Source organism: Microbacterium sp. LWH10-1.2 (assembly GCF_038397765.1).
GTDB classification, from domain to species: domain Bacteria; phylum Actinomycetota; class Actinomycetes; order Actinomycetales; family Microbacteriaceae; genus Microbacterium; species Microbacterium natoriense.
The window spans coordinates 437,809-460,620 of the sequence record NZ_CP151638.1 but is presented as its reverse complement, the minus strand read 5'-3'; the positions used below and the strand labels follow the sequence as shown (position 1 = coordinate 460,620).

The window sequence follows — 22,812 nt, the reverse complement described above, 5'->3', positions numbered from 1 at the left end:
AGAGGGGCGGCGCGGTCAGGCGCCATCGAGGGGGCGAAGGATGCGCGTCAGGAACCGCTGCGTGCGCTCCTCGCGGGGAGCCCCGAACACCTCGGCCGGTGGCCCCTCTTCCACGACGACGCCGCCGTCCATGAACAGCACGTGATCTGCGGCCTCGCGGGCGAAGCTCAGCTCGTGCGTGACGACGACCATGCTCCATCCCTCGTCGGCGAGCTCCTTGATGACCAGGAGGACCTCGCCGACCAGCTCCGGGTCGAGCGCGCTGGTCGGCTCGTCGAACAGCAGGAGATCGGGCTTGAGGGCGAGAGCGCGCACGATGCCGACGCGCTGCTGCTGCCCGCCGGAGAGCTGATGCGGGCGGGCGTCCGCCTTGTCTTCGAGACCCACGCGAGCGAGCAGGACCCTGGCCTCGGCGATCGCCTCCGCCTTCGGGCGCCCCTGCACCCGCCACGGCCCCTCGATCACGTTCTCGAGCACCGTGAGGTGCGGGAAGAGGTTGTGGTGCTGGAACACCATCGCCGAGCGGTCCCGCAGCGCGAACCTCAGCTTCTGCGGAACCTTCGAGGAGAAGTCGACCTCGGGCCCGCCGTCGACGAGGATCGTGCCCCCGTCTGGGGTCTCGAGTCCGTTCAGTGAGCGAAGCACGGTCGTCTTGCCCGATCCGCTCGGACCGATCAGCACGACGACCTCGCCGCGGTGCAGCGTGAGGTCGATGCCCCGGAGCACCTCGTTGTCGCCGAACCGCTTGTACAGCTGCGATGCGGCGAGAAGGGGCGTGGATCCGCTAGTGCGCGACACGACTGTCGAGCCTCCTCTCGAGGGCGCCCTGCCCGAAGGACAGGACGAGGCAGAACACCCAGTAGACGAGCGCGGCGGCGAGGTAGAGCGCCATGAACTCGTAGGTCGTCGAGGCGATCTGCTGCGCGACCTTGAACAGCTCGGTCACGAGGATGAGAGACGCCAGCGACGTGTCCTTCACCAGCGAGATGAAGGTGTTGGACAGCGGGGGCACCGACACGCGCGCAGCCTGCGGGAGGATGATGCGGGTGAGCGCTCGCGAGCGGTTCATGCCGACCGTGTACGCGGCCTCCCACTGCCCCTTCGGCACCGACAGGATCGCGGCCCGCACGATCTCCGCTCCGTAGCCGCCGACGTTCAGCGACAGGGCGATGATCGCGCTGGGCCACGGGTCGATCGTGATCCCGATCGACGGCATCCCGTAGAAGATGACGAACAGCTGCACGAGCAGCGGCGTCCCGCGGATGACCGAGATGTAGAACCGCGCGGCGTTCGACAGGACCGGATTGACCGAGATCCGCATCAGCGCGATCCCGACCGCGATCAGCAGTCCGATCGCGAACGAGATCAGCGCGAGGGGCACCGTCACCGTGAGCCCGGCGAGGGCGATCGGCCCCAGCGAACCCAGGAAGAGCTGCCAGACGCTGTCGGGAGAGTCCATCGGCTACTCGGTGACGTCTTCGCCGAAGTACTTCTTGCTGATCTCCGCCAGCGTGCCGTCGGCGCGGAGCTCGTCGAGAGCCTTGTCGACGGCGGCGACGAGGGTCTTCTTGTCCTTGGTGAACGCGAAGGCCTGCTTGCCGGCCTCATCGGTCTCCGCGGCGATCTTCAGCCCGGTGGGGCCGTCGGTGGTCTCGTAGTCGAGGAACGTGAGCTTGTCGTTGATGGTCGCGTCCACGCGGCCCTGGCGGAGCAGCGCGACGGCCTGCGCCCAGCCCTCGACGCCCTCGACCTTCGCCCCCGACTCCGTGGCGAGGTCGTTCCAGTTGCTGGTCAGCGACTGGGCCGTCGTCTTGCCCTTGAGGTCGGCGAAGGAGCTGATCGAGTCGTCATCCTCCTTGACCACGATCACCCCGGGCGACACCGTGTACGGGGTGCTGAAGAGGTACTGCTTCTCGCGCTCGTCGTTGATGGTGACCTGGTTGGCGATCACGTCGAAGCGACCGGCATCCAGCCCCGCGAAGATCGCATCCCACTGCGTCTCCTGGAACTCGACCTTGAGACCGAGCTTGTCGCCGACGGCCTGGATGATCTCCACGTCGTAGCCGGTCAGGTCGCCCGTGCCGCCGTCGGCGTGGAAGCTGAACGGGCGGTAGGTGCCCTCGGTGGCCACCGTGAGGGTGCCGTCCTTCACGAGTCCGAAGTCGGCGCCCTCCGCGCTCGACGAGCTGCTCGACGCCGGTGCGGTGGAGCCGCTGCAGGCGGTGAGAGCGGATGCTGCGAGGACGAGTGCCGTGACGGCGATGAGGCGACGGGACATGTGCTTACCCTCCTGGGTGCGTGAGCGCGGATGCTGTGCGCGCGTTTTCGAGCGAATCTCACCCTATGCACGAGTCCGCGATATGTCGCATCTCGTGACGTTCCGTGTCGGGGTGCCAGCCTACTCCAGGACGCAGAAGAGCCCCCGCCGTGACGGCGGGGGCTCTTCGAGAGCGAATCAGGCTCAGATGGCGTTGACGTCCAGCGGGATGCCGGGGCCGAACGTGGTCGACACCGCACCCTTCTGGATGTAGCGGCCCTTGGAGCTGGACGGCTTGAGGCGGACGATCTCCTCGAGCGCTGCGCCGATGTTCTCGTTCAGCTGCTCAGCGGTGAAGGACGCCTTGCCGACGACGAAGTGCACGTTGGCGTGCTTGTCGACGCGGAACTCGATCTTTCCGCCCTTGATCTCCTCGACGGCCTTGGCCGTGTTCGGGGTCACGGTGCCGGTCTTCGGGTTCGGCATGAGTCCACGCGGACCCAGGACCTTTCCGAGACGACCGACCTGGCCCATGAGCTCCGGGGTGGAGACGGCCGCGTCGAACGCGGTCCAGCCGCCGGCGACCTTCTCGATGAGCTCGGCGCCGCCGACCTCGTCTGCACCAGCGGCGATCGCAGCCTCGGCAGCGGGGCCGGTGGCGAACACGATGACGCGGGCGGTCTTGCCGGTGCCGTGGGGCAGGATGACGGTGCCGCGCACCATCTGGTCTGCCTTGCGGGGGTCGACCGAGAGCTTCAGCGCGACCTCGACGGTCGAGTCGAACTTCGACGAGCCGGTCTCCTTCGCCAGGGCGACAGCCTCAGCGGGAGTGTAGAAACGGTCTGCCTCGATCTTCTCGGCGGCAGCCTTGTAAGCCTTGGACTTGGTAGCCATGATTATTCTCCTCAGCCCTCGACCGTGATGCCCATGGAACGGGCGGTGCCGGCGATGATCTTCGAGGCGGCCTCGATGTCGTTCGCGTTCAGGTCGGCCTGCTTGGTCTCGGCGATCTGACGGACCTGGTCCTTGGTGATCTTCGCGACCTTGACGGTGTGCGGGGTGGCAGAGCCCTTCTGGACGCCTGCCGCCTTCTTGATGAGCTCCGCAGCCGGCGGGGTCTTCAGGATGAAGGTGAAGCTGCGGTCCTCGTAGACGGTGATCTCCACGGGGATGACGTTGCCGCGCTGCGACTCGGTCGCGGCGTTGTACGCCTTGCAGAACTCCATGATGTTGACGCCATGCTGACCGAGCGCGGGGCCGATCGGCGGCGCCGGGTTGGCTGCACCGGCGTTGATCTGAAGCTTGATCAGGCCGGTCACCTTCTTCTTCGGTGCCATTCTCTTTCCTTTCGTCGAATCGGATGCCGAGGCATCCGCTTCTCCCACGGATCCGGCCTCTCCGGATCGTGGTCGTCTGCGCGCACGCCGAAGCGGCACACAAACCACATGAGTCTACCCGATGCGCACGCCCATCGCGACTCGGCTGCTCCGCCCTCCCCTCGGCCGCGCGCGAACGTGCGGAGAGGATGCCGGCACACGCACGAACGGCCGCCCCGGAAGGGACGGCCGTTCGCGGCGAAGCGTATGTCAGATCATCTTGGTGACCTGGTCGAACGACAGCTCGACCGGGGTCTCGCGCTCGAAGAGGGAGACGAGCACCGTGAGCTTGCCGCTCTCGGGCTTGATCTCGCTGATCGAACCGGGAAGACCCGCGAACGAGCCCTCCTTGATCGTGATGGTCTCGCCGACCTCGAAGTCGACCTCGGCCTGCACGGGGCGCGCGACGGCGAGGCCGCCCTTGGCCGCGATGTTCTTGGCGGTCGGGACGTCCTTGACCTCGACGAGCGCCTTCAGCATGTTGAAGGCCTCCTCGAAGCGCAGCGGGGTCGGGTTGTGCGCGTTGCCGACGAAGCCGGTGACACCGGGCGTGTGGCGGACGACCGACCAGGTGTCTTCGTTGAGCTCCATGCGCACCAGCACGTAGCCGGGGATGCGCACGCGGTTGACCATCTTGCGCTGGCCGTTCTTGATCTCGACGACGTCCTCCATCGGGACCTCGATCTGGTAGATCTCGTCCTCGACCTCGAGCGTCGACTTGCGCTGCTCGATGTTCGCCTTGACCTTGCGCTCGAAGCCGGCGTAGGAGTGGATGACGTACCACTTGCCGGGGAGCATGCGGAGGTCCATGCGGAAGGCCTCGTACGGGTCCTCCTCGGCGTCCTCGTCGGATGCCTCATCCTCGTCGTCGGCGCCGAGGTCGGGGCCGTCGTAGGGAGCGATCTCCTCGGCCGCAGCGGCCTCGAGGTCGGCGGCCTCCTCGGCCACGGAATCGTTGAGGACCTCAGCGGCAGCCTCAGACTCAGCCGCTTCGTCCAGGTTGAGAGCGTCGTTCACGATCGCGTCCGCCTCCGGGTCGTCGATGTCGATGTCGATATCGTCTGCAGCGCTGTCGTCGCTCTCGTCCTCATCTTCGATGTGGATGGCGACGTGCTCGGCCGAGGTGACCGAGAACTCCTCCGCTGCGAGGACGTTGCCCTCCTGGGCTTCGTCCTCCTCGCTGGACTGCTCTGCAGCGGTCGCCCAGTCGGCGTCGTCGGAATAGCGTTCAGACACGTTGTTTCTTCTCCAAGTGTGCGGCCGAAGCCGCGGGGCATCAAGTGCCGGGAACCCCGAACACCACGTGCGTCAGCCACGCGAACAAGGTGTCCAGTCCGTAGACGATGCCCATGACGATGAGAACGAAGACGAGCACCACCGCGGTGAACTTGATCAGCTCCTTGCGGGTCGGAGTGACGACCTTGCGGAGCTCAGCGATGACCTGGCGGAGGAACAGGGCGATGCCGCCGAAGAACCTGGCGAAGAAGCCGCGCTTCTTCTCACGGGTGGCACCGGCCGCGACGACTTCGCCGCGCGGTTCGTCCTGATCCATCCTGAATGTACCTTTCGTGTGTCAGCGTTGCGCTGACGCGCAGGGCGGACAGGAATCGAACCTGCAACCTGCGGTTTTGGAGACCGCTGCTCTGCCAATTGAGCTACCGCCCTAGAGACCGGTTGGTCTCGGGGTCGTCATCCGCCGCCCTCCTCCGCGCACTGATCGGTGGATCGGGGCACAGCGAAAGATTGCAGACAACAACTGCTCCACCAGCATACGGCATCCGCGCGGCGCTCTCGAACCGCTGCTCCGAATGCCGTTGTTGTTAGGCTCGGCAGGCGGGTGTATGCGGAGGGAGCCCACGTGAGCGCAGAGGTGCAGCAGTTCCAGGTCGATCTGCGCGGCGTCGTCGACCTGCTCAGCAGGCACATCTACTCCAGCCCCCGCGTCTATCTGCGAGAGCTGCTCCAGAACGCACGCGACGCGATCACGGCCCGCAGGGACGTCGACGGGGCGGGCGGACGCATCACGATCTCCCCCCTGACGGATGCCACGGGCGAGTTCGTCCTGCGCGACGACGGGGTGGGTCTGACCGCATCCGAGGTCGCCGATCTGCTCGCCACCGTGGGGCGCTCCTCCAAGCGCGACATCTTCGACATGCCCCGCAGCGACTACCTCGGCCAGTTCGGCATCGGCCTGCTGAGCTGCTTCATGGTGGCCGACACGATCGTGATCCGCTCCCGCAGCGCGCGCGGCGGTGCCTCCGTCGAGTGGACCGGCAGCGCAGACGGCACCTTCCAGGTCGTCGAGATCGATGAGGAGCTGCCGATCGGAACCAGCGTGCACCTCGTGCCCCGCTTCGACGCCGACGAGCTGCTCCGTCCCGCCGCCGTGCGCGAGCTCGCGACGACCTTCGGCGAGTTCCTCCCTGTGCGGGTCACGGTCGACACCCCGTCCGGAGAGATCGACATCACCCGCCCTGCACCCTTCCTCGCCGGAACCCCCGAGGACGCGGTGCAGTACGGTCGCAACCTGCTCGGCGCCGGCCCCCTCGACGTCATCGAGCTCGCGGAGCCCGCGACCGGCACCCGCGGCCTCGCCTACGTCCTCCCCTTCGCCCCGCCGCCGGGCGCCAGGCAGGCGACGCGCATGTACCTGGGGCGCATGCTCCTCTCCGAGCGCGTCGACGACGTGCTGCCGGACTGGGCGTTCTTCGTGCGCGCGGTGGTGGATTCCACCGGCCTCGCCCCCACCGCGAGTCGTGAGTCGCTCGTGGAGGACGCGGCCCTCGAGCGCGTCCGCGAGCAGCTCGGCGCCGGCATCCGCCGCTGGGTGCTCGAGCTCGGCCTCAGCGAGCCCCACCGTCTCGCGCAGTTCGTCGCGATCCACGAGGTCGGGCTGAAGTCCCTCGTGCGGCACGACGAGGAGCTCGCGAAGTTCATCACCCGCTGGCTCACGCTGGAGACCACGCACGGCACCATGCGCATCGGCGATCTCGCCGAGAGGTATCCGCACGTGCGCTTCGCCGCCACGGTCGACGAGTTCCGCCAGGTCGCGGGCATCTCGCCGAGCTCCGAGATCCTGGTCAACGGCGGCTACCTCTTCGACGCCGACCTCGTCCGCCTGCTCCCGGAGCTCTATCCGGGGGTCACGATCGAGCAGGTGGACGTGACGGGCGAGCTCGACAGGCTCGACCCTCCCCCGCTCGACGACCGTGAGGCCGCGGTGGCGCTGGAGTCCCGCGCCGGCTCCGTGCTCGCGGCATCCGGTTGCGCCGTCGTCGTCCGCTCGATCGATCGCACCGACCTCACCGGACTGTACGTCGCCGACCCCGAGGTGCTGCGCGCCATCGATCGCAAGCGCACCAAGGGCATCACCGGGTCGCTGTGGGGCGGAGTGCTCGACCGCATCGACTCGACCGTCTCCTCCACCCGCGACGACGATCTCAGCGCACGTCTGTGCCTGAACTGGTCGAATCGCGTCGTGCGGGCGCTCGTGCGCGTGCAGGACGACGCGGTCTTCGCCCGCACGGTGCAGCTGCTCTACATCCAGGCGCTGCTCGCCGGCCACCATCCGCTGTCCGACGCGGACCGTGCACTGATGACCAGCGCACTCGCCGATCTCGTCTCGCTCTCGGCGGGCATCGAGGGCGATGCGATCCCCTTCGAGGGCTACTGAGCCCCTCCGCACCGCGCACACATCGAGAGAACCTCCGAAAGGCACCCTCATGGCACGTCCCAAGAAGCGCTTCCAGCAGCTGCTCGAGGAGATCGACCGCACCCCCTGGGGTCCGGCCGAGCAGGCCCTCGTCTCGGATGCCGTCGCGCTCGCGCTCGAGATCGGCGACGAGCGGCTCGAGTACGAGGCGCGGATGCGGCAGACCGCGTCCGCGAACATGAACGGCGCCACCGACGTGATGCTGAACTCGTTCGCCTGGTGCCTCGCGCACCACGACGCCGACCCGCAGCGCTTCCCCGCCGACCTCGACTACGGCGGCGCCGACCTCATGTGGCAGTTCAAGTGGATGGCCTCGGCGCTGCGCTCCTCCCCCGCGTTCTCGGTGGAGCAGATCTCCGCGGTGCTCGACGACATGGAGGCGCACTACCGCACGGCCGGCCTCGGCCTCAGCGGGGTGCTCACCGCGCGCTTCGAGGACGCGTGGGATGCCGGCCGCATCGACGACGCCGAGACGCTGAGGGTGCAGCTGGAGGCCACCCCGCGCGACGAGCACAGCCACTGCGACGCGTGCGGACGCAGCCAGTTCGCCGGGTTCTTCGCCGACACCGACCGCGACGACGAGGCCATCCGGCTCGTCGAGGAGATGATCGAGGGCGGATTCTCCTGCGGCGAGGAGCCCGAGCACGCTCTGTCGCGCGCACTGCTGCCGTATCTCCGCGCCGGACGACCCGATGACGCGAAGACCGCCCACCTGCGCAGCTACCGCCTCGCCAAGGACAACCCCGACAACCTCCGCATCGTCGCGAACAACATCGTCTTCGCCGCGATCACCGGCAACGAGGCCCGTGCGCTCACCATGGTCGAGCGGCACATCGCGTGGCTCGCCCACGACGGCCTCAACGTCGATGCGCACTTCGCCGCGCTGGCCGCGTTCGCCCTCGCCCTCGACCGCGTCACCGCGGCCGGCCACGGACAGACCCCCGTGCGGGGAGCGGATTCCGCCGCCCTGGTGCCGCTGTTCGGCGAGCACGAGGGCGTCTGGAGCGCCGCCGAGCTCGCCGCCGCATCCTGGACCGCCGCCGAGCGCATCGGAAGCGCCTTCGACGAGCGCGACGGCACCGACGGCCACGCCCGCAGCCTCGCGCGCATGCGAGCCCTCGGTTCCGTGCAGTACGACGTGCCGATCCGCTCCGACGCCTTCGTGGAGACGGCGCCCGCCTCGACCCCGCTCGACGCCGACGGCTGGTTCGAGCGCGCCATGAACCTCGGACAGTACGGGGCGGAGAAGGAAACACTCGACGCACTCGGCCGCGCGCTGGAGAGCGAAGATCCCGCCAAACGCGCCCAGCTGCTCTCGATGCGCATCGGCATCCTCGTCGCCCTCGATCACGCCGACAAGGCCGCAGAGGTGCTCCCCGCCCGGCTGGAGGCGCTGCGTGCGGCGGGCCTGAGCGCGCAGGCCGACCTGGAGGAGCGCCTCGGCCTCGCCACCTTCGGCCTGAACACCCCGGAGAGCGCGGAGGGCCTGGAGCGCGAGCTCGGAGCCGATGACGGCCTCCCCGCCTGGTCTCGCGGAGACCTCGCGCTCAGCCGCGCATCTCTGCACCTCATGGCCGACGAGACGGATGCCGCGCTCGACCTCGCCGAGCGCGCCGCGCGGCACTTCGCCACGGCCGACGACGCGCGCCTGTCGAACACGACCACGCTGGTCGCGCTGTCCGCCGTGCTGGGCAAGGGCGACCTGGAGGCCGCGTCCGTGCTGCTCGAGCGGTTCCTCGCGCAGGACGACCTCAGCATCGGCCATCGCGCCCGTGCTCTGCAGACGCGGGCGAGGCTGCGCGGAGGCAACGAGGAGTACGCGCTGGGTGCGGCGGACGCCGACGAGGCCTGCCGACTGCTCGCCGGACTCGGCGCGACGTCGGCCCTCGGTTCGGCGCACCTGCTCGCGGGAGCGCTCTGGGAGGACGCCGGGGACCCCGAGAAGGCGCTGGCCCGCTACCGCGTGACCTCGCGGATCGCCGAGCAGGAGGACGGCGATCGCGCGGGGGCGGACTTCCGCCTCGCGCGCGCCATGCTCGCGGTCGGCGACGCGGAGGAGGCCGCCGAGCTCTTCGGCACGGTGCTCGAGCGCGAGGAGCAGGGTGAGGTCCCTGCAGGTTCGCGCGCGATGACCGCCTCCATGCTCGCGCGGGCGCTTTCTGCCGCGGGTGAGTTCGGGCAGTCCGTCGGCGCGTACGGATACGCCGCCGAGCTCTACGGCGAGGCCGAGCAGCACGCAGACCAGGCGCTGTCGCTGCTGGAGCGGGCGAAGATCCTGGCCCGGTTCGACGAGCACGACGATGCGATCGAGCTGCTCGAATCGGCATCCGAGATCGTCCGGAAGGACCCCGAGGCCATCGGCACGCTCGCCGACGTGCTCCACAACCTCGGCCAGGCCTACGGCGGACGTCAGGACGAGCGCGCCTTCGCCCTCTTCGACGAGGTGGCGGCGCTCGCCCAGGAGCACGACGCCGGATGGCTGCTCGCCGACGTGACCGACTCGCGCGGCCGGGCTCTCGGCAGCCTTGGGCGCATCGACGAGGCCGTCGCGGCGGCGCTGACGGCATCCGATGGCTTCGCAGGGCTCGGAGACGTCGGGTCCGCGGGCGGTTCCGAACTGTTCGCCGCCCGGCTGCTCGCCGGCAACGAGCGCGGCGCCGATGCCGTGCCGCTGTACCGGGCCGCGCTCGATCACGGTGCGGAGTTCCCGCAGCTGCGCGAGGTCGCGGCTCTGGAGCTGGGCACGCTGCTGGAGTCCCTGGGTCGCACGTCCGAGGCCGCCGAGGTCCGCGCTCTCCTCGACTGACGCACACGCCCCGGCTCGGTACGGGCGCGCATGCCACGGCGTGCACCCTTGTCGCGTCGCGCGCTCTCGAGCCGGCGTGCACCCTCGTCGCGTCGCGCGCTCTCGCCCATAGTCGAGAGGTCAGACTCAGCGGGGTTCGGCCCCTCTGATCAGACATTCACGACCCTTCAGCGCCCACGTGCGGCGGAGAGGAGCACCCGCCGCACCCGTGCGACGATCGCCGTCGTGTCGTCGAAGTCGCGCCTCGTCACGGTCACCACTCGATAGCCCAGCGATTCCAGCTCCGCGCGGCGTATCTGATCTCGGCTCCACTGATCGGGGTCGCGATGGTAGTCGCCGTCGTACTCGACGACCACCTTCTCGTCGCGATAGAGCATGTCGACGCGAGCGACGAAACGGTCGCCGTCGAAGACGTCGACGTTACACTCCGGCGCGGGAAGACCGGCCTCAACGAGGACCACCCGCACCATCGACTCCCGAGGGGACTCCGATCCGCCGTCGCACAGTTCCCGCGCCCGCCTTCGGCGCTGCGAGCCGCGTCCTCCGACGAATCGCGCATCCGCGGCCCGGAGGTCGTCGAGCGAGGCACGCGGATGCCGTCGGCTGAGCACGGCATCCGTGATCGCGACGAACCGGCCGAGCGGCTGCTCGTGCGAGAGGTCCACCCAGAGTCGGGGCACCGCGAGCAGCGCGATCCCGCCGGACTCGGCGACATCGTCGTCGGACACCAGCAGCCGGCTCCCCTGCACCTCAGGGCGGCGGATCCGCGTCTGCGACACTGGCACGCCGACGCGAGGTCTGCTCCAGGCTGCAACCTCATCTGCGTTCGACAGCGGTAGATGCCAGAGCGCCGCCGCCGTCACTCCGCAGGCGAACGCATGCGGAGGCAGTACGTCCATGAGCAACCGGAGCCGCGTCAGCTCATCGAGAGGCCGTCGCGCCCGCGCACCGTGGAAGGGCCGCGAGAGGTCTTTCGCGCGCAGACGTCCGACACTGATCCCGCGAGCGCGGGCAGCGGGCACGGTGAACGCGACGGGGGTACCGGGCGGGAGCGGGGAAGGGCGCATGCTCAGAGCCTGTCGCGTCTCCTATGGCCCTGCGGGTTCTCCACAGCATCCGTCGCGTTCCGCACTCTTTCGCTTTCTGTGGACGAGAAGCGAGAGGCCACGAACTGCGGGGTGCGGGCACGCGAAGGCCGCACTTTGCGGCCTCTCACCATCCGCGACCCTGGGCGCGCTCTTCCTGCCACGCTGGCGGGAGCGCGAAAGGTCAAGAACTGCGGGATCGCCAGGCACGGATGCCGCAATTTGCGGCCCCTCAGAGAAGAAGAGCCCCCTCAGAGAGGACGCGGGGTGCGCGGGGACACGCAAAGACAAAAGGACTCAGGGGCAAGAGACGCAGAGACGCAGAGACGCAGAGACGCAGAAAGGGGGTGGATGCCGGCATCCACCCCCTCCTCGCACCGGTCAGGCGACGCGGATGAGCTTCTTGTTGACGAATTCGTCCGCGGCGAGGTGGCCCAGCTCGCGGGCGGTGCCGCTGCGCTTGACTCCGCCGAAGGGCAGCTCTGGACTGTCGGCGAGGACGAGGTTGACGTAGACCATGCCCGCCTCGATCTTGTCGGCCACACGCTCCGCCTGCTCGGCATCCGTCGTGAAGACGTACGAGCCGAGGCCGAACGTGGTGTCGTTCGCGAGCGCCACGGCGGCGTCCTCATCCGCGACGCGGTAGACGACGGCCGCCGGACCGAAGAGCTCCTCGCGGTAGACGTTCATCTCGGGCGTGACGTCGGCCAGCACGGTCGGCGCGAAGAACGCCCCCTCACGGGTTCCTCCGGTGAGCAGGGTCGCGCCCTGCTCCACGGCCTGGTCGACCTGCTTCTGCAGGTTCTCGGCCGCGACCTCGGAGGCGACGGGGCCGAGCACCGTGTCGTCGAGCGTCGGATCGGTCGCCTCGACCGCGGCCATCGCCGCCGTGAACTTCTCCACGAAGGCGTCGTACAGGCCGTCGACGATGATGAAGCGCTTGGCGCCGTTGCAGGCCTGACCGTTGTTGTCCAGACGCGCGGCGACGCCGGCCTCGACGGTCGCGTCGAGGTCGTCCGTCGACAGCACGATGAACGGGTCGGACCCGCCGAGCTCCAGCGCCACCTTCTTCAGGTTGCGTCCGGCGATCTCTGCGACCGCCGCGCCGGCGCGCTCCGAACCCGTCAGCGACACGCCCTGCACGCGCGGGTCGGCGATCATCGTCGCGATCTGCTCGTTCGTGGCGAGCACGCTCTGGTACGCGCCCTTCGGGAAGCCCGCGTCGTGGTAGATCGCCTCGAGAGCGGCCGAGGACTCCGGGCACTGCGGCGCGGGCTTCAGCAGGATCGTGTTGCCCACGATCAGGTTCGGCGCCGCGAAGCGCACGATCTGGTACGCCGGGAAGTTCCACGGCATGATCCCGATGAGCGGACCGAGGGAGGAACGGCGGATGAGCGCGGACCCGTCGCCGAGGATCGCGATCGGCTGGTCGGCCATGATCGCCTCGGCCTGGTCGGCGTAGTACTCGGCGATGTCGGCGGCGAAGTCGACCTCTCCGAGCGCGGCCTCGCGGGGCTTGCCCATCTCGCGCACGAAGATGTCGGCCAGCTCCTCCCGACGCTCGCGGTGCAGCTCGGCGGCGCGACGGAGCAGAGCAGCGCGCTCCGCGACCGTGGTGCCGCGCGACCACTCCCGGTGCGCGCTGTCGGCGGCGGCGAGCGCCTCCTCGACCTGTGCGTCCGTCAGCGTCGGGAACGACGCCAGCGTCTCTCCGGTGGCGGGGTTGATGACTGCGTAGTCGACCATTTCTCTCCTCGTCTGAGCCGTCCGGTCAGGAGACCGGGATCAGCGTGTACTTGGTGGACAGGTACTCGTGGATGCCCTCGAGACCGCCCTCGCGGCCGACGCCGGACTGCTTGACGCCGCCGAAGGGTGCGGCCGCGTTGGAGACCACGCCGACGTTCAGGCCCATCATGCCCGTCTCCAGGTCGGCGATCATCCGCTGACCGCGCTGCAGGTTCTCGGTGAACACGTACGACACCAGGCCGTACTCGGTGTCGTTGGCGAGGCGGACCGCCTCCTCCTCGGTCTCGAAGGTCGCGATCGCGAGGACCGGGCCGAAGATCTCCTCACGGAGGATCGCGCTGCCGGCGACGACGTCGGTGAGCACGGTGGGCTCGTAGAAGCTGCCGGCGCCGTCGAGCGCCTTGCCACCGGCGAGCAACGTCGCGCCGCGGTCGACGGCGTCGCCCACGAGCTCGGCGGCCTTGGCGACGGCATCCGCATCGATGAGCGGGCCGATCGCGACGCCCTCCTCAGTGCCCCGGCCGATCTTCATCGCATTGACGCGCTCGGTGACCCGGCGGCCGAACTCGGCGGCGACGTCCTTGTGCACGATGAAGCGGTTGGCCGCCGTGCACGCCTGACCGATGTTGCGGAACTTCGCCGCGAGGGCGCCCTCGACGGCCTTGTCCAGATCCGCGTCGTCGAAGACGACGAACGGGGCGTTGCCGCCGAGCTCCATCGAGACGCGCAGCACACCCTCGGCGGCCTGGGCGATGAGCTTGCGACCCACCTCGGTCGATCCGGTGAACGACAGCTTCCGCAGACGCGGGTCGGCGATGATCGGTGCCGACAGCGCGCTCGAGCGCGAGGTCTGCACGACGTTCACGACACCGGCCGGGAGACCGGCCTTCTCGAGCAGCGAGGTGAAGAACATCGTGGTGAGCGGCGTGAGTGCCGGGGGCTTGATGACGACCGTGCAGCCGGCGGCGAGAGCGGGCGCGATCTTGCGCGTCGCCATCGCGAACGGGAAGTTCCACGGCGTCACGAAGAACGAGGGCCCGACCGGGCGCTGCGAGACGACCATGTTCCCGGTGCCCTCCGGGTTGATGCCGTAACGACCGCTGATGCGCACGGCCTCCTCGCTGAACCAGCGCAGGAACTCGCCGCCGTAGGCGACCTCTCCCCTGGCCTCGGCGAGCGGCTTGCCCATCTCGAGCGTCATCAGCAGCGCCAGGTCCTCCTTGTGCTCCTGCACGAGGTCGAACGCGCGGCGCAGGATGTCGCTGCGGGTGCGGGGCGCGGTCGCCGCCCACGACTCCTGAGCCGCCACGGCGGCATCGAGCGCGCGGATGCCGTCGCCGGGCGTCGCGTCGGCGATGGTGCGGATGACCGCTCCGGTGGCCGGATCCTGCACGTCGAAGGTGCCTCCGGTCTCGCCGTCGATCCACTGACCGCCGATGAAGAGGCCGGTGGGGATGCTGTCGAGCAGCGCCTGCTCTGTCTGAGTGCTCATGGGTTCTCTTTCTGTGGGGTGCGGGCAGAGGGGTGTCAGCGGCGACGGGCGCTCGGCGGGGCGTCCACGCTCAGCGTCTTGCCGCGGAAGAATTCGGGATTGACGATCCGCTGGACGAGCATCAGCACGGCGCCGAAGACGAGCAGGCCGACGCCGATGAAGAACACGATGCCGATGCCGCCCTCGCCGTTCGCATCGGCGCCGATGGCGATCGATCCGAAGTCGGGCGCGAGGCTGTCGATCGCGGTGACCACGAAGAGCACCAGCAGGATGACTCCGCCGACGAGGGGGCTCGCGAGCTTGAAGAAGAAGTCCTTGCCCGAGTCGAACCACTGGTGACGGAAGTACCACACGCACGACAGCGCGGTGATGCCGTAGTAGAAGCAGATCATCATGCCCAGCGCGAGGATCGTGTCCCACAGCGCATCCTCGCTGAGGAAGCGCATCACGGCGTAGAACCCGCCCGCGACGATGGCGGACGCGATCGTCGCGAATCCCGGCGTGAAGAACCGCGGGTTGACCCCGGCGAATCGCTGGGGCACCGCCCCGTAGTGACCCATCGCCAGCAGGGTCCTGGCTGGCGAGATGAACGTCGACTGCAGCGACGACGCCGAGGAGGTGAGCACGGCCAGCGAGAGCAGGAACGCGAGGCCGCCCATCACCGGACCAGACAGCGCGAAGAACACGTTGCCGCCGATCTCCTCGTTCATGAGCCCGAGGCCCTTGTCGCCGATGCCGGAGTACATCAGGCTGCTGACCGTGAGCAGCAGGTAGATCGCGATGATCGAGAGCACCGTGAGCATGGCCGCGCGTCCGGGCGTGCGCTCGGGATCCTTGGCCTCCTCGTTCATCGTGAGGGTGACGTCCCACCCCCAGAACATGAAGACGGATGCGGAGAGCCCCATCACGATCACCGACAGGCCGCCCTGGATCGCGAAGGGGTTGAACCAGGAGAGCTCGGGCATGTGCGGCTCGAAGGCACCGCCCTGGACGGTCTGGACGATCGCCATCACGGCGAACACCACGAGGATCACGATCTGGAACGCCACGAGGCCGTACTGCAGCTTCTGCGAGGTCGAGACGTCCCGGTACGACACCCAGGCGGCGAGAGCGACGAAGATGAGGCACACGGCCACGTTCACGAACGGGTTGCGGGTGATCTCGGCGATGGCCTCGTTGCCCGAGATCTGCGAGATCAGAAGGAAGAGGAAGTCGACGGCGATGCCGGCGAGATTGGACAGCACCAGGATCGTCGCGACGATCAGACCCCACCCGGCCATCCAGCCGACGTACGGGCCGAAGGCCCTGGTCGCCCAGGTGAAGCTCGTGCCGGAGTCGGGCATGGCGTTGTTGAGCTCTCGGTACCCGAAGGCGACGAGCAGCATCGGGATGAATCCGAGCAGCAGGATCGCCGGAACCTGGAATCCGACGGCGCCCACTGCGCCGCCGATGCCGGCCGTGTAGGTGTACGCCGGGGCGATGCACGAGATGCCCATCACCAGGGCGCCCATCACGCCCACGGTTCCGACGCTCAGTCCCTTGCGCGAGATCCCGCCGGTCACCGGATGCTCGGCGTCGGGCGCCGCCTCACCGGATGCGGAGGATCCGGGGCCGGTGGGGAGCAGAGGCTTCGTCGACTCGCTCATGGGTCACACTCCTTCCGCGCGGGTGCGCGGGACGACGATCATGGGAACGGGCAGCACGTGCAGCATCTTCGCCGCCGTGGAGCCGAGGAACAGGCGTCGCGGCTGCGCGAGCCGTGAGGATCCGACGAGGATGACCTCGCCGGGCAGCCAGGACAGGTTCGCGACCGCGTCCTCGACGCTGTCGCCGGGGGCCTCTTCGATCACGGCGCCGAGGTCGTCGGGCAGGATCTCCTTCGCGACCGCGAGCACGTCGTGCGCGTGGGCGTTGCCGACCAGGCGGATCGCGCCCGTGTCGAGCCCCGGGGGCACGTCGAAGGGCACCAGGGAGACGAGGCGGAGGTCGGTGCCGGTGTCGGCGGCGATGGACGTCGCCTCGTCGAGCAGGACCTCGGCGCCCGGCCGGGTGCCGACGGCCACCGTCACGCGCGGGACGACGTGGTCGTCCTCCTGTGCGGCGCCTGCGGGTGCCAGCGCCACCGGGATGGTGGACGAGTGCAGCAGCTCGGAGGCGACGCTGCCGAGACGATGACGCCCGAAGAGGCCTCCGCCCGCAGCTCCGACGACGATCAGTCGAGCGCCGAACTCCTCGCCGGCGGCGATGAGCCCCTCGGCGAACGACTCGCCGAATCGCACGTGCCCCGAGCGGGTGAGGTTCTGCGGGAGCGCCATGATGGCCTCCGACAGCCACTGCTTCGCCTGCGCGCGGATGTGGTCCTCGTAGGCGCGCTCCGGCGGCACGATGGGACTGCGCGTGCCCTCGGAGGGCAGCACGATCACCAGGTGCAGGGAGGCGCCGAGGCTGCGCGCCAGGCGCGCGCCCAGAGCCGCGGCATCCGCTCCCGCGTCCGTCGCCGTGTAGCCGACGACGATGGTTCCGGCCATCAGCCGGCGTCGCGGCTCGCGGCCACGATGTTCGACGCGGCGAGGTGGCCCATGCGGATCGCCCCGTCGACGTGCTGGTAGCCGGCGCCGGCCATGTCGCTGCACGCGAAGTGCAGGGGGCCGACGGCCGCGCGGAGGTCGGCGCCGTAGCGGTGCAGGCCGCCCATGTCGAAGCTGGCGGCGTAGGCGCCGCGGGTCCACTCCTCGGTGCCCCAGTCGCTCTCGTAGTAGACGACCGGGTTCTTGGCCTCGGGGCCGTAGTAGTGCGACAGCGACTCGAGGATGCGCTCCTTGCGCTCCTCAGCCGAGAGCGTGAAGAGGTCGTCGGCGTTCTGGTCGCTGACGAAGCCGACCAGGGTGCCGCGCTCGTCGCCGTGGTTGGTGTTGTCGTACGCCTCGTGCGACAGCTCGTAGGGGCTGAAAGCCGTGCCGCTCAGGCCCTGCTCGCGCCAGAACGGACGGTCGTAGACCGCGTGCACCTTGATGACGAAGCCCATGGAGATGTGCTGGTGCATCTGGTGCTGGCGGCGCGGAAGCGCCGGCACGAAGGAGATGCGGTTGTAGAGCACCGGCGCGAACGCGAGGATCGCATAGCGGGCCTTGACGGTGAGCTCGTCGGTGGTCGCGACGACGCCGGAGTCGCTCCACTCGAGGGTGCGCACCGGCTGGTTCAGGAAGACGTCGTCGCCGAGACGCTCTGCCAGCAGCAGCGGAACCTGCTGGAGACCGCCCACGACGCGCTTGTCGAGGATGAAGTCGGCGTCGACGAGGTTGGAGTACGAGCCGGCGGAGGACGCCATCAGCAGCGACTGCAGCAGCGAGAACGAGTGCGTCGGCTTGGTGAGCATCGCGGACCCGGTGGCGAAGGCGAGGTTGCGCACGGCTTCGTCATCGTCGGTCTGCTGGCGCAGCCACGCGTCCCACGTGACCGAGTCCCACTCCTTGGCACGGGGGTGCGCCCAGGGCTGGTCGGGGTCGATCTCGGCGACCATGGCGTCGAGACGCTCGGTGATCTCGGCGATGACCTTCTCGGTCTCGGCCGACACGGGGAACATCTCCCCCGTGAAGCGGTGCACCTGGCCGTCGGGGCCGACGTACACGCTGTCACCCTCGCGATAGCGGCTGTAGGTCTCGAGGCCCAGCTCCTCGATCGTGTCCTTCAGCGCATCCTGGTCGGGAGAGACCCACTGTCCGCCGATCTCGAGCATGGCGCCGTCGATGACGTCGGTCCAGAGACGGCCGCCGATGCGGTCGCGCGCCTCGAGCACGGCCACAGAGAGGCCGGCCTTGCGCAGGTCGTTCGCGGCGGTGGTGCCGGCGGCTCCTGCTCCGATGATCAGTACGTCACGGGTGATCTCAGCCATGGTGCAACTCCTTCGTTGGAACGGTTATGCCGGCCGCGACTCGAAATCCCCCGACACGAGTCGCGACCGGACGTCTGTTGTGCGCCTGGGCCGCGCGAGAGCGCGACCCGTTGTGCGCCTGGACCGCGCGAGAGCGCGATCCGTCTCACGCAGGGTGGGCCGCGAGCGCCGCTGCGACGACGTCGATGCCCTCGTTCAGAAGGTCATCGCCGATGGACAGCGGCGGGAGGAAGCGGATGACGTTGCCGTAGGTGCCGCAGGTCAGGACGATGACGCCCTGTGCGATGCAGGCCTTGGCGACGGCCGCGGTGAGAGCGGCATCCGGAGCCTTGGTCTCGGGGTTCACGAACTCCGCCGCGATCATCGCGCCGTGTCCGCGGATGTCGCCGACGCGGGCGTCGCCCTGCTGGATCTCCGCGAGGCGGGCCTTCAGGATGTCGCCGATCTCGCGAGCGCGCTCGATCATGCCGTCGTTCTCGAACACGTCGATCGCGGCCAGCGCCGCGGCGCACGCGATCGGGTTGCCTCCGTAGGTGCCGCCGAGGCCACCCGAGTGCGAGGCGTCCATGATCTCGGCCCGGCCGGTGACCGCGGCGAGCGGAAGTCCGCCGGCGATGCCCTTGGCCGTGGTGATGAGGTCGGGCTCGATGCCGAAGATCTCGCTGGCGAACATGGCTCCGGTGCGGGCGAAGCCGGTCTGCACCTCGTCGGCGATGAAGACGACGCCGTTGGCACGGCACCAGTCGACGATCGCGGGGAGGAACCCGTCGGCGGGGACGATGAAGCCGCCCTCGCCCTGGATCGGCTCGATGATGACGGCGGCGAGGTTCTCTGCGCCGATCTGCTTCTCGAGCTGGAGGATCGCGCGGGCCGCAGCCTCTGCGCCGCTGAGTCCGTCGCGGAAGGGGTACGACGCGGTGGCGCGGTACACCTCGGGCGCGAACGGTCCGAAGCCGCTCTTGTAGGGCATCGACTTGGCGGTCAGCGCCATGGTCAGGTTGGTGCGGCCGTGGTAGCCGTGGTCGAAGGCCACGACGGCCTGGCGGCCGGTGTGCTTGCGGGCGATCTTGATCGCGTTCTCGACGGCCTCCGCGCCCGAGTTGAACAGCGCGCTCTTCTTGGCGAAGTCACCGGGGGTGATGCGGTTGAGCGCCTCGGCGACGCCGATGTACGACTCGTAGGGCGAGACCATGAAGCAGGTGTGGGTGAACTGCGCCGCCTGGGCGGCGACGGCTGCGGCCACCTTCGGATGCGCGTTGCCCACGGTGGTCACGGCGATGCCGGAGCCGAGGTCGATGAGCGAGTTGCCGTCGGCGTCGACGACGACGCCTCCGCCTGCGGCGACGGCCGCGACCGGAACGGTGTGTCCGACGCCCGCCGCCACGGCATCCGCCTTGCGGGCGAGGATCTCGGCGGAGCGGGGGCCGGGGAGCTCGGTGACGAGGCGACGCTCCTGGGGGAGCTCGGGTCCGCCGAGGGGAACTGCTACAGCTGCGGTGTCGAGGAGTGCCATGCCGCGAGCGTATTCCGGGTCCGGATGCCGCTGCATTCGCCGAACTGTACAATCTGTGGAGAAGATTCTCCGGAGTGTACATCGAAGGAGCGCCGTGCCCACCACAACAGAGCACCCCGCGCTGCGCGCGCTGCTCGCCCGCCGTGACCTGGGGCTGGCCCTGGTGTCCGCGGAGGAAGCGTTGCCGGAGGGCGCGCTCGACCGCCCGCTGCGCTGGGTCCACAGCTCCGATCTCGCCGATCCCACGCCGTTCCTCTCCGAGGACCTGGCGCTCCTGACCACGGGGACGCAGTTCGACGACGAGGCGAGCATCGACACCTATGTGGGTCGGCTCTCCGACCGCGGCGTGCTCGGCCTCGGCTTCGGCACCGAGGTGCACAGGGCCGGCATCCCCGAGGAGCTGATCGCGGCGTGCGCCGCACGAGGGATGCCGCTGTTCGAGGTCCCGTACCGCACCCCGTTCATCGCGGTCGCGCGGGCGCACTCCGAGGCGATCGCCGCCCAGGCGTACGCGCGCCGCTCGTGGGCCCTCGACACGCAGCGGGCGCTGGCCCTGGCCGCGCTGCGCCCGCACGGACTCGACGCGACGATCGCCGAGCTCGGCCGCCGGCTCGATGCGTGGGTCGGAATGTACGACGCCGCCGGTGCGCTCACGCTGTCGCATCCACGCGAGGGCATCTCGCCCGAGGTGCTCTCCGGGCTCGGCGGGCAGGTCGTCGAGGTGCTCACGCGGGGCCTCGAGGCCGGCCAGTCGCTGAGCATCGACGGACAGACGTTCATGCTGTTCACCGTGGGGCGGGGCGGACAGCTCCGCGGGGTGATCGCCCTCGCCGTCGATGCGATCGACTCCGAGGCGCGCACCGTCGTGACGTCGGTGATCGCCATGGCCGGCCTCGCGATGGAGCAGAGCGAGCAGCTCGCCCGCAGCCGCAGACGCCTGCACACGCAGCTCCTCGGATCGCTCCTGACCGACGACCCGGCCCTCGCCAGGAGGGTGCTCGGCGGTGTCCCGCAGGCGCCGATGGTCGTCGCCGTGGCCTCCGACGCCCCCGCGGGGCCTCTCGTCGACTGGTGGGAGCGCCGCCGCGCAGACCACGGCACGGCGTCCTTCGTCGCCGAGTCCGTCGAGGGGGTCGTGATGTGCGTCTCCGCCGGAGACGAGCACCTGTTCGACGACGCGGCCTCGCGGTTCGGCATCCGCCTCGGGGTCTCCGAGCCGGAGTCGTACGATGCGTTCACCCGTGCGCACGCGCAGGCCCTGACCTCACTGCGCCAGCAGGGCGACGTCGGCGCCTTCCGCTACGCGGACACGGTGGGGTCGAGCATCCTCAGCGCCCTCGCGACCGACGAGGCGCGGCTGGTCGCCGAGTCCCGGCTCGCCCCGCTGCGCGACCACGACGCGGCGACGGGCAGCGACCTGGAGCACGCGCTGCGGACGTGGCTCGAGCACGACGCCCGCGCCGAGCCGGCGGCGCTCGCGCTGGGCGTGCACCGCCACACGCTGCGTTCGCGGATCTCGCAGGCCGGTGTCCTGCTCGGAATCGACCTGGGGTCCTTCCCCGCCCGCGCGGAGGCGTGGACGCTGCTGCAGACCGCGCGGGACTGAGGTCAGCCGCGCGCGTCGAGGGCGTCGAGCAGCGCCGCTGCCGTGCCGGTGAACTCGGGGCCGTGGCCGGGGAAGATGCGGGTCTCGGGGAGGTCCCTGAGCCTCTCCAGACTGCGGCGGGTCTCGGCGGTGTCCTCGCTGAAGGGGGCGAGTCGTGCCCCTCCCTCCCCCGTGAGCACGTGGCGGGTGGTGATGGCGTCGCCGAGGAAGAGCGCGTCGACGACCGGCACGCGGATCGCGGCCGACCCCCGCGTGTGACCGGGGGTCGCGATGAACTCTGGGCGCCCGGGGAGGTCGAGCACGTCGCCGTCGGAGACGGCGTGCAGTTCGAGCGGACGCTGCGTGCGCAGACCTCCTCGGCGCAGCGTGCTCCAGAGGAACCGCAGCACCGGACCGAGGCGCCACTCCCCGGCCTTGACCTTCTTGGTCGTGCGGCCCGTCGCCAGGTCCTCGTCGAGGCCGAGGATGTGGATCGGGATGCCGTGCTCTGCGCGCAGCTGCTCGGCGATACCGATGTGGTCGACGTCGCCGTGGGTCAGCACGATGCCGCGGATGTCGGAGAGCGAGCGCCCTGCGTCGCGGAGTGCGGCGCGGAGCATGCCGAGGTCGCCGGAGAGTCCGGCGTCGATGAGCGTCACGCCCTCGTCGGTCACGACGGCGTGGATGGCGATGATGTCGTCGCCGATGCGGAGCAGCTGTGCGGTCATGTTGGCTACGATACATAGCCTTGATGGCTACAGTCAATAGCCATATGCTGGGGGCATGCCCGCACCGCAGAGAGTGAGCACTCCCGAGCTCGTCGCCGCCATCCGATCCATCGCCGAGCGCGACGGACTGGATGCCGTCACCATGAGCGCGGTCGCGGCATCCGTCGGCGTCCGCGCGCCGAGCCTGTACAAGCGCGCGGCGAACCGGCACGAGCTGCTGCGCCTCGCCGCCGATGACGCGGCGACCGAACTGGGCGAGGAGATCTCGGCCATCGCGGCGGCGTCGGACGAGCCGCGGGACGTGCTGGCCGGAGCCGCCCGCGCGCTGCGGGCACTGGCCGCGCGCTCCCCGAACATCACCACGCTGCTGTTCTGCGCCCCCGCACCGCTCGCGACCCCCTCGCCCGAGACGATCGCTCCGCTCATGACCATGCTGCTCGACACGGTGCGCCGCATCTCCCCCGACGATCCGCTGTCGTCCGCGCGCACCCTCACGGCGTGGGCCTACGGCTTCAGCACGATGGAGCAGAACGGCGGCTTCCGCCAGGGCGGCGACGTCGACACCGCATTCGAGCACGGCCTCGAGATCGTGCTGCGCGGCATCGGGGCGTGACCCGGGC

The 22,812-nt window shown here is 69.6% G+C and carries 19 protein-coding genes and 1 tRNA gene; 4 read left to right on the top strand and 16 right to left on the bottom strand.

The genetic code is table 11. The features are described 5' to 3' along the window. Positions 1-15 precede the first annotated feature (15 nt). The 8 genes from MRBLWH10_RS02095 to MRBLWH10_RS02060 all read right to left on the bottom strand — a co-directional run bounded on the left by MRBLWH10_RS02095 (position 16) and on the right by MRBLWH10_RS02060 (position 5,298). Positions 16-798 carry an amino acid ABC transporter ATP-binding protein gene (locus MRBLWH10_RS02095; RefSeq protein WP_105673567.1) on the bottom strand — a complete coding sequence of 261 codons (783 nt, stop codon included), beginning with the start codon at positions 796-798 and terminating at the stop codon, positions 16-18. After that, entirely contained in the window at positions 785-1,459 is a 675-nt protein-coding gene (locus MRBLWH10_RS02090; protein ID WP_181155856.1) for an amino acid ABC transporter permease, read from the bottom strand. The genes MRBLWH10_RS02095 and MRBLWH10_RS02090 overlap by 14 nt, the downstream gene beginning before the upstream one ends. Before the next feature lie 3 nt (positions 1,460-1,462). Then, positions 1,463-2,278, bottom strand: coding sequence for an amino acid ABC transporter substrate-binding protein (locus tag MRBLWH10_RS02085; RefSeq protein ID WP_223586006.1), 816 nt, complete (start codon positions 2,276-2,278; stop codon positions 1,463-1,465). 183 nt (positions 2,279-2,461) lie between these two features. Then, positions 2,462-3,151: a 50S ribosomal protein L1 gene (rplA, locus tag MRBLWH10_RS02080; protein ID WP_105673570.1), complete on the bottom strand. Its 690-nt coding sequence runs from the start codon at positions 3,149-3,151 to the stop codon at positions 2,462-2,464. 11 nt (positions 3,152-3,162) lie between these two features. After that, positions 3,163-3,594, bottom strand: a complete 432-nt coding sequence (rplK, locus tag MRBLWH10_RS02075; RefSeq protein WP_105673572.1) for a 50S ribosomal protein L11 — start codon at positions 3,592-3,594, stop codon at positions 3,163-3,165. A gap of 249 nt (positions 3,595-3,843) precedes the next feature. Further along, positions 3,844-4,869: a transcription termination/antitermination protein NusG gene (gene nusG / locus MRBLWH10_RS02070; protein ID WP_341941458.1), complete on the bottom strand. Its 1,026-nt coding sequence runs from the start codon at positions 4,867-4,869 to the stop codon at positions 3,844-3,846. A 40-nt stretch (positions 4,870-4,909) separates the two neighbouring features. After that, positions 4,910-5,185 (bottom strand): preprotein translocase subunit SecE, encoded by a 276-nt coding sequence (gene secE / locus MRBLWH10_RS02065; protein WP_105673576.1) that lies wholly within the window; start codon positions 5,183-5,185, stop codon positions 4,910-4,912. A gap of 40 nt (positions 5,186-5,225) precedes the next feature. Further along, positions 5,226-5,298: transfer RNA gene (locus MRBLWH10_RS02060), tRNA-Trp, on the bottom strand. A 193-nt stretch (positions 5,299-5,491) separates the two neighbouring features. Between MRBLWH10_RS02060 and MRBLWH10_RS02055 the strand changes: the two genes are divergently transcribed. Further along, positions 5,492-7,306 (top strand): HSP90 family protein, encoded by a 1,815-nt coding sequence (locus tag MRBLWH10_RS02055; protein WP_341941457.1) that lies wholly within the window; start codon positions 5,492-5,494, stop codon positions 7,304-7,306. A gap of 49 nt (positions 7,307-7,355) precedes the next feature. Then, positions 7,356-10,151 (top strand): hypothetical protein, encoded by a 2,796-nt coding sequence (locus tag MRBLWH10_RS02050; RefSeq protein ID WP_341941456.1) that lies wholly within the window; start codon positions 7,356-7,358, stop codon positions 10,149-10,151. Between the two features lie 167 nt (positions 10,152-10,318). Here the strand turns inward: MRBLWH10_RS02050 and MRBLWH10_RS02045 are convergent, their stop codons facing one another. The 7 genes from MRBLWH10_RS02045 to gabT form a co-directional block, all read right to left on the bottom strand. After that, positions 10,319-10,930 carry a DUF559 domain-containing protein gene (locus MRBLWH10_RS02045; RefSeq protein WP_341941455.1) on the bottom strand — a complete coding sequence of 204 codons (612 nt, stop codon included), beginning with the start codon at positions 10,928-10,930 and terminating at the stop codon, positions 10,319-10,321. Between the two features lie 687 nt (positions 10,931-11,617). Next, positions 11,618-12,982: an NAD-dependent succinate-semialdehyde dehydrogenase gene (locus MRBLWH10_RS02040; protein WP_341941454.1), complete on the bottom strand. Its 1,365-nt coding sequence runs from the start codon at positions 12,980-12,982 to the stop codon at positions 11,618-11,620. A 25-nt stretch (positions 12,983-13,007) separates the two neighbouring features. Then, positions 13,008-14,474 carry an NAD-dependent succinate-semialdehyde dehydrogenase gene (locus tag MRBLWH10_RS02035; protein WP_341941453.1) on the bottom strand — a complete coding sequence of 489 codons (1,467 nt, stop codon included), beginning with the start codon at positions 14,472-14,474 and terminating at the stop codon, positions 13,008-13,010. 35 nt (positions 14,475-14,509) lie between these two features. After that, entirely contained in the window at positions 14,510-16,120 is a 1,611-nt protein-coding gene (locus MRBLWH10_RS02030) for an APC family permease (RefSeq protein WP_341941452.1), read from the bottom strand. Between the two features lie 3 nt (positions 16,121-16,123). Then, positions 16,124-17,002, bottom strand: coding sequence for a universal stress protein (locus tag MRBLWH10_RS02025; protein WP_105673589.1), 879 nt, complete (start codon positions 17,000-17,002; stop codon positions 16,124-16,126). Then, positions 17,002-18,366, bottom strand: a complete 1,365-nt coding sequence (locus tag MRBLWH10_RS02020) for an NAD(P)/FAD-dependent oxidoreductase (RefSeq protein WP_105673591.1) — start codon at positions 18,364-18,366, stop codon at positions 17,002-17,004. Before MRBLWH10_RS02020 ends, MRBLWH10_RS02025 begins: the two co-directional genes overlap by 1 nt. A 145-nt stretch (positions 18,367-18,511) precedes the next feature. Next, a complete protein-coding gene (gabT, locus tag MRBLWH10_RS02015; protein ID WP_105673593.1) occupies positions 18,512-19,879 on the bottom strand; it encodes a 4-aminobutyrate--2-oxoglutarate transaminase in 1,368 nt (455 codons plus the stop codon). Positions 19,880-19,973: 94 nt separating this feature from the next. Here gabT and MRBLWH10_RS02010 point away from each other — a divergent pair, with 94 nt between their 5' ends. Continuing rightward, a complete protein-coding gene (locus tag MRBLWH10_RS02010) occupies positions 19,974-21,485 on the top strand; it encodes a PucR family transcriptional regulator ligand-binding domain-containing protein (protein WP_341941451.1) in 1,512 nt (503 codons plus the stop codon). Between the two features lie 2 nt (positions 21,486-21,487). Here the strand turns inward: MRBLWH10_RS02010 and MRBLWH10_RS02005 are convergent, their stop codons facing one another. Continuing rightward, positions 21,488-22,192, bottom strand: a complete 705-nt coding sequence (locus MRBLWH10_RS02005; RefSeq protein WP_341941450.1) for an MBL fold metallo-hydrolase — start codon at positions 22,190-22,192, stop codon at positions 21,488-21,490. A 55-nt stretch (positions 22,193-22,247) separates the two neighbouring features. Between MRBLWH10_RS02005 and MRBLWH10_RS02000 the strand changes: the two genes are divergently transcribed. After that, a complete protein-coding gene (locus tag MRBLWH10_RS02000) occupies positions 22,248-22,805 on the top strand; it encodes a TetR/AcrR family transcriptional regulator (protein ID WP_341941449.1) in 558 nt (185 codons plus the stop codon). Positions 22,806-22,812: the final 7 nt, after the last annotated feature.

Bases quoted from the DNA above. Each gene is read 5' to 3' on its own strand.
- MRBLWH10_RS02090 (WP_181155856.1), bottom strand. From the start codon at position 1,459: ATGGACTCTCCCGACAGCGTCTGGCAGCTCTTCCTGGGTTCGCTGGGG.
- MRBLWH10_RS02085 (WP_223586006.1), bottom strand. From the start codon at position 2,278: ATGTCCCGTCGCCTCATCGCCGTCACGGCACTCGTCCTCGCAGCATCC.
- rplA (WP_105673570.1), bottom strand. From the start codon at position 3,151: ATGGCTACCAAGTCCAAGGCTTACAAGGCTGCCGCCGAGAAGATCGAG.
- rplK (WP_105673572.1), bottom strand. From the start codon at position 3,594: ATGGCACCGAAGAAGAAGGTGACCGGCCTGATCAAGCTTCAGATCAAC.
- secE (WP_105673576.1), bottom strand. From the start codon at position 5,185: ATGGATCAGGACGAACCGCGCGGCGAAGTCGTCGCGGCCGGTGCCACC.
- MRBLWH10_RS02050 (WP_341941456.1), top strand. From the start codon at position 7,356: ATGGCACGTCCCAAGAAGCGCTTCCAGCAGCTGCTCGAGGAGATCGAC.
- MRBLWH10_RS02040 (WP_341941454.1), bottom strand. From the start codon at position 12,982: ATGGTCGACTACGCAGTCATCAACCCCGCCACCGGAGAGACGCTGGCG.
- MRBLWH10_RS02035 (WP_341941453.1), bottom strand. From the start codon at position 14,474: ATGAGCACTCAGACAGAGCAGGCGCTGCTCGACAGCATCCCCACCGGC.
- MRBLWH10_RS02030 (WP_341941452.1), bottom strand. From the start codon at position 16,120: ATGAGCGAGTCGACGAAGCCTCTGCTCCCCACCGGCCCCGGATCCTCC.
- MRBLWH10_RS02025 (WP_105673589.1), bottom strand. From the start codon at position 17,002: ATGGCCGGAACCATCGTCGTCGGCTACACGGCGACGGACGCGGGAGCG.
- MRBLWH10_RS02020 (WP_105673591.1), bottom strand. From the start codon at position 18,366: ATGGCTGAGATCACCCGTGACGTACTGATCATCGGAGCAGGAGCCGCC.
- gabT (WP_105673593.1), bottom strand. From the start codon at position 19,879: ATGGCACTCCTCGACACCGCAGCTGTAGCAGTTCCCCTCGGCGGACCC.
- MRBLWH10_RS02005 (WP_341941450.1), bottom strand. From the start codon at position 22,192: ATGACCGCACAGCTGCTCCGCATCGGCGACGACATCATCGCCATCCAC.
- MRBLWH10_RS02000 (WP_341941449.1), top strand. From the start codon at position 22,248: ATGCCCGCACCGCAGAGAGTGAGCACTCCCGAGCTCGTCGCCGCCATC.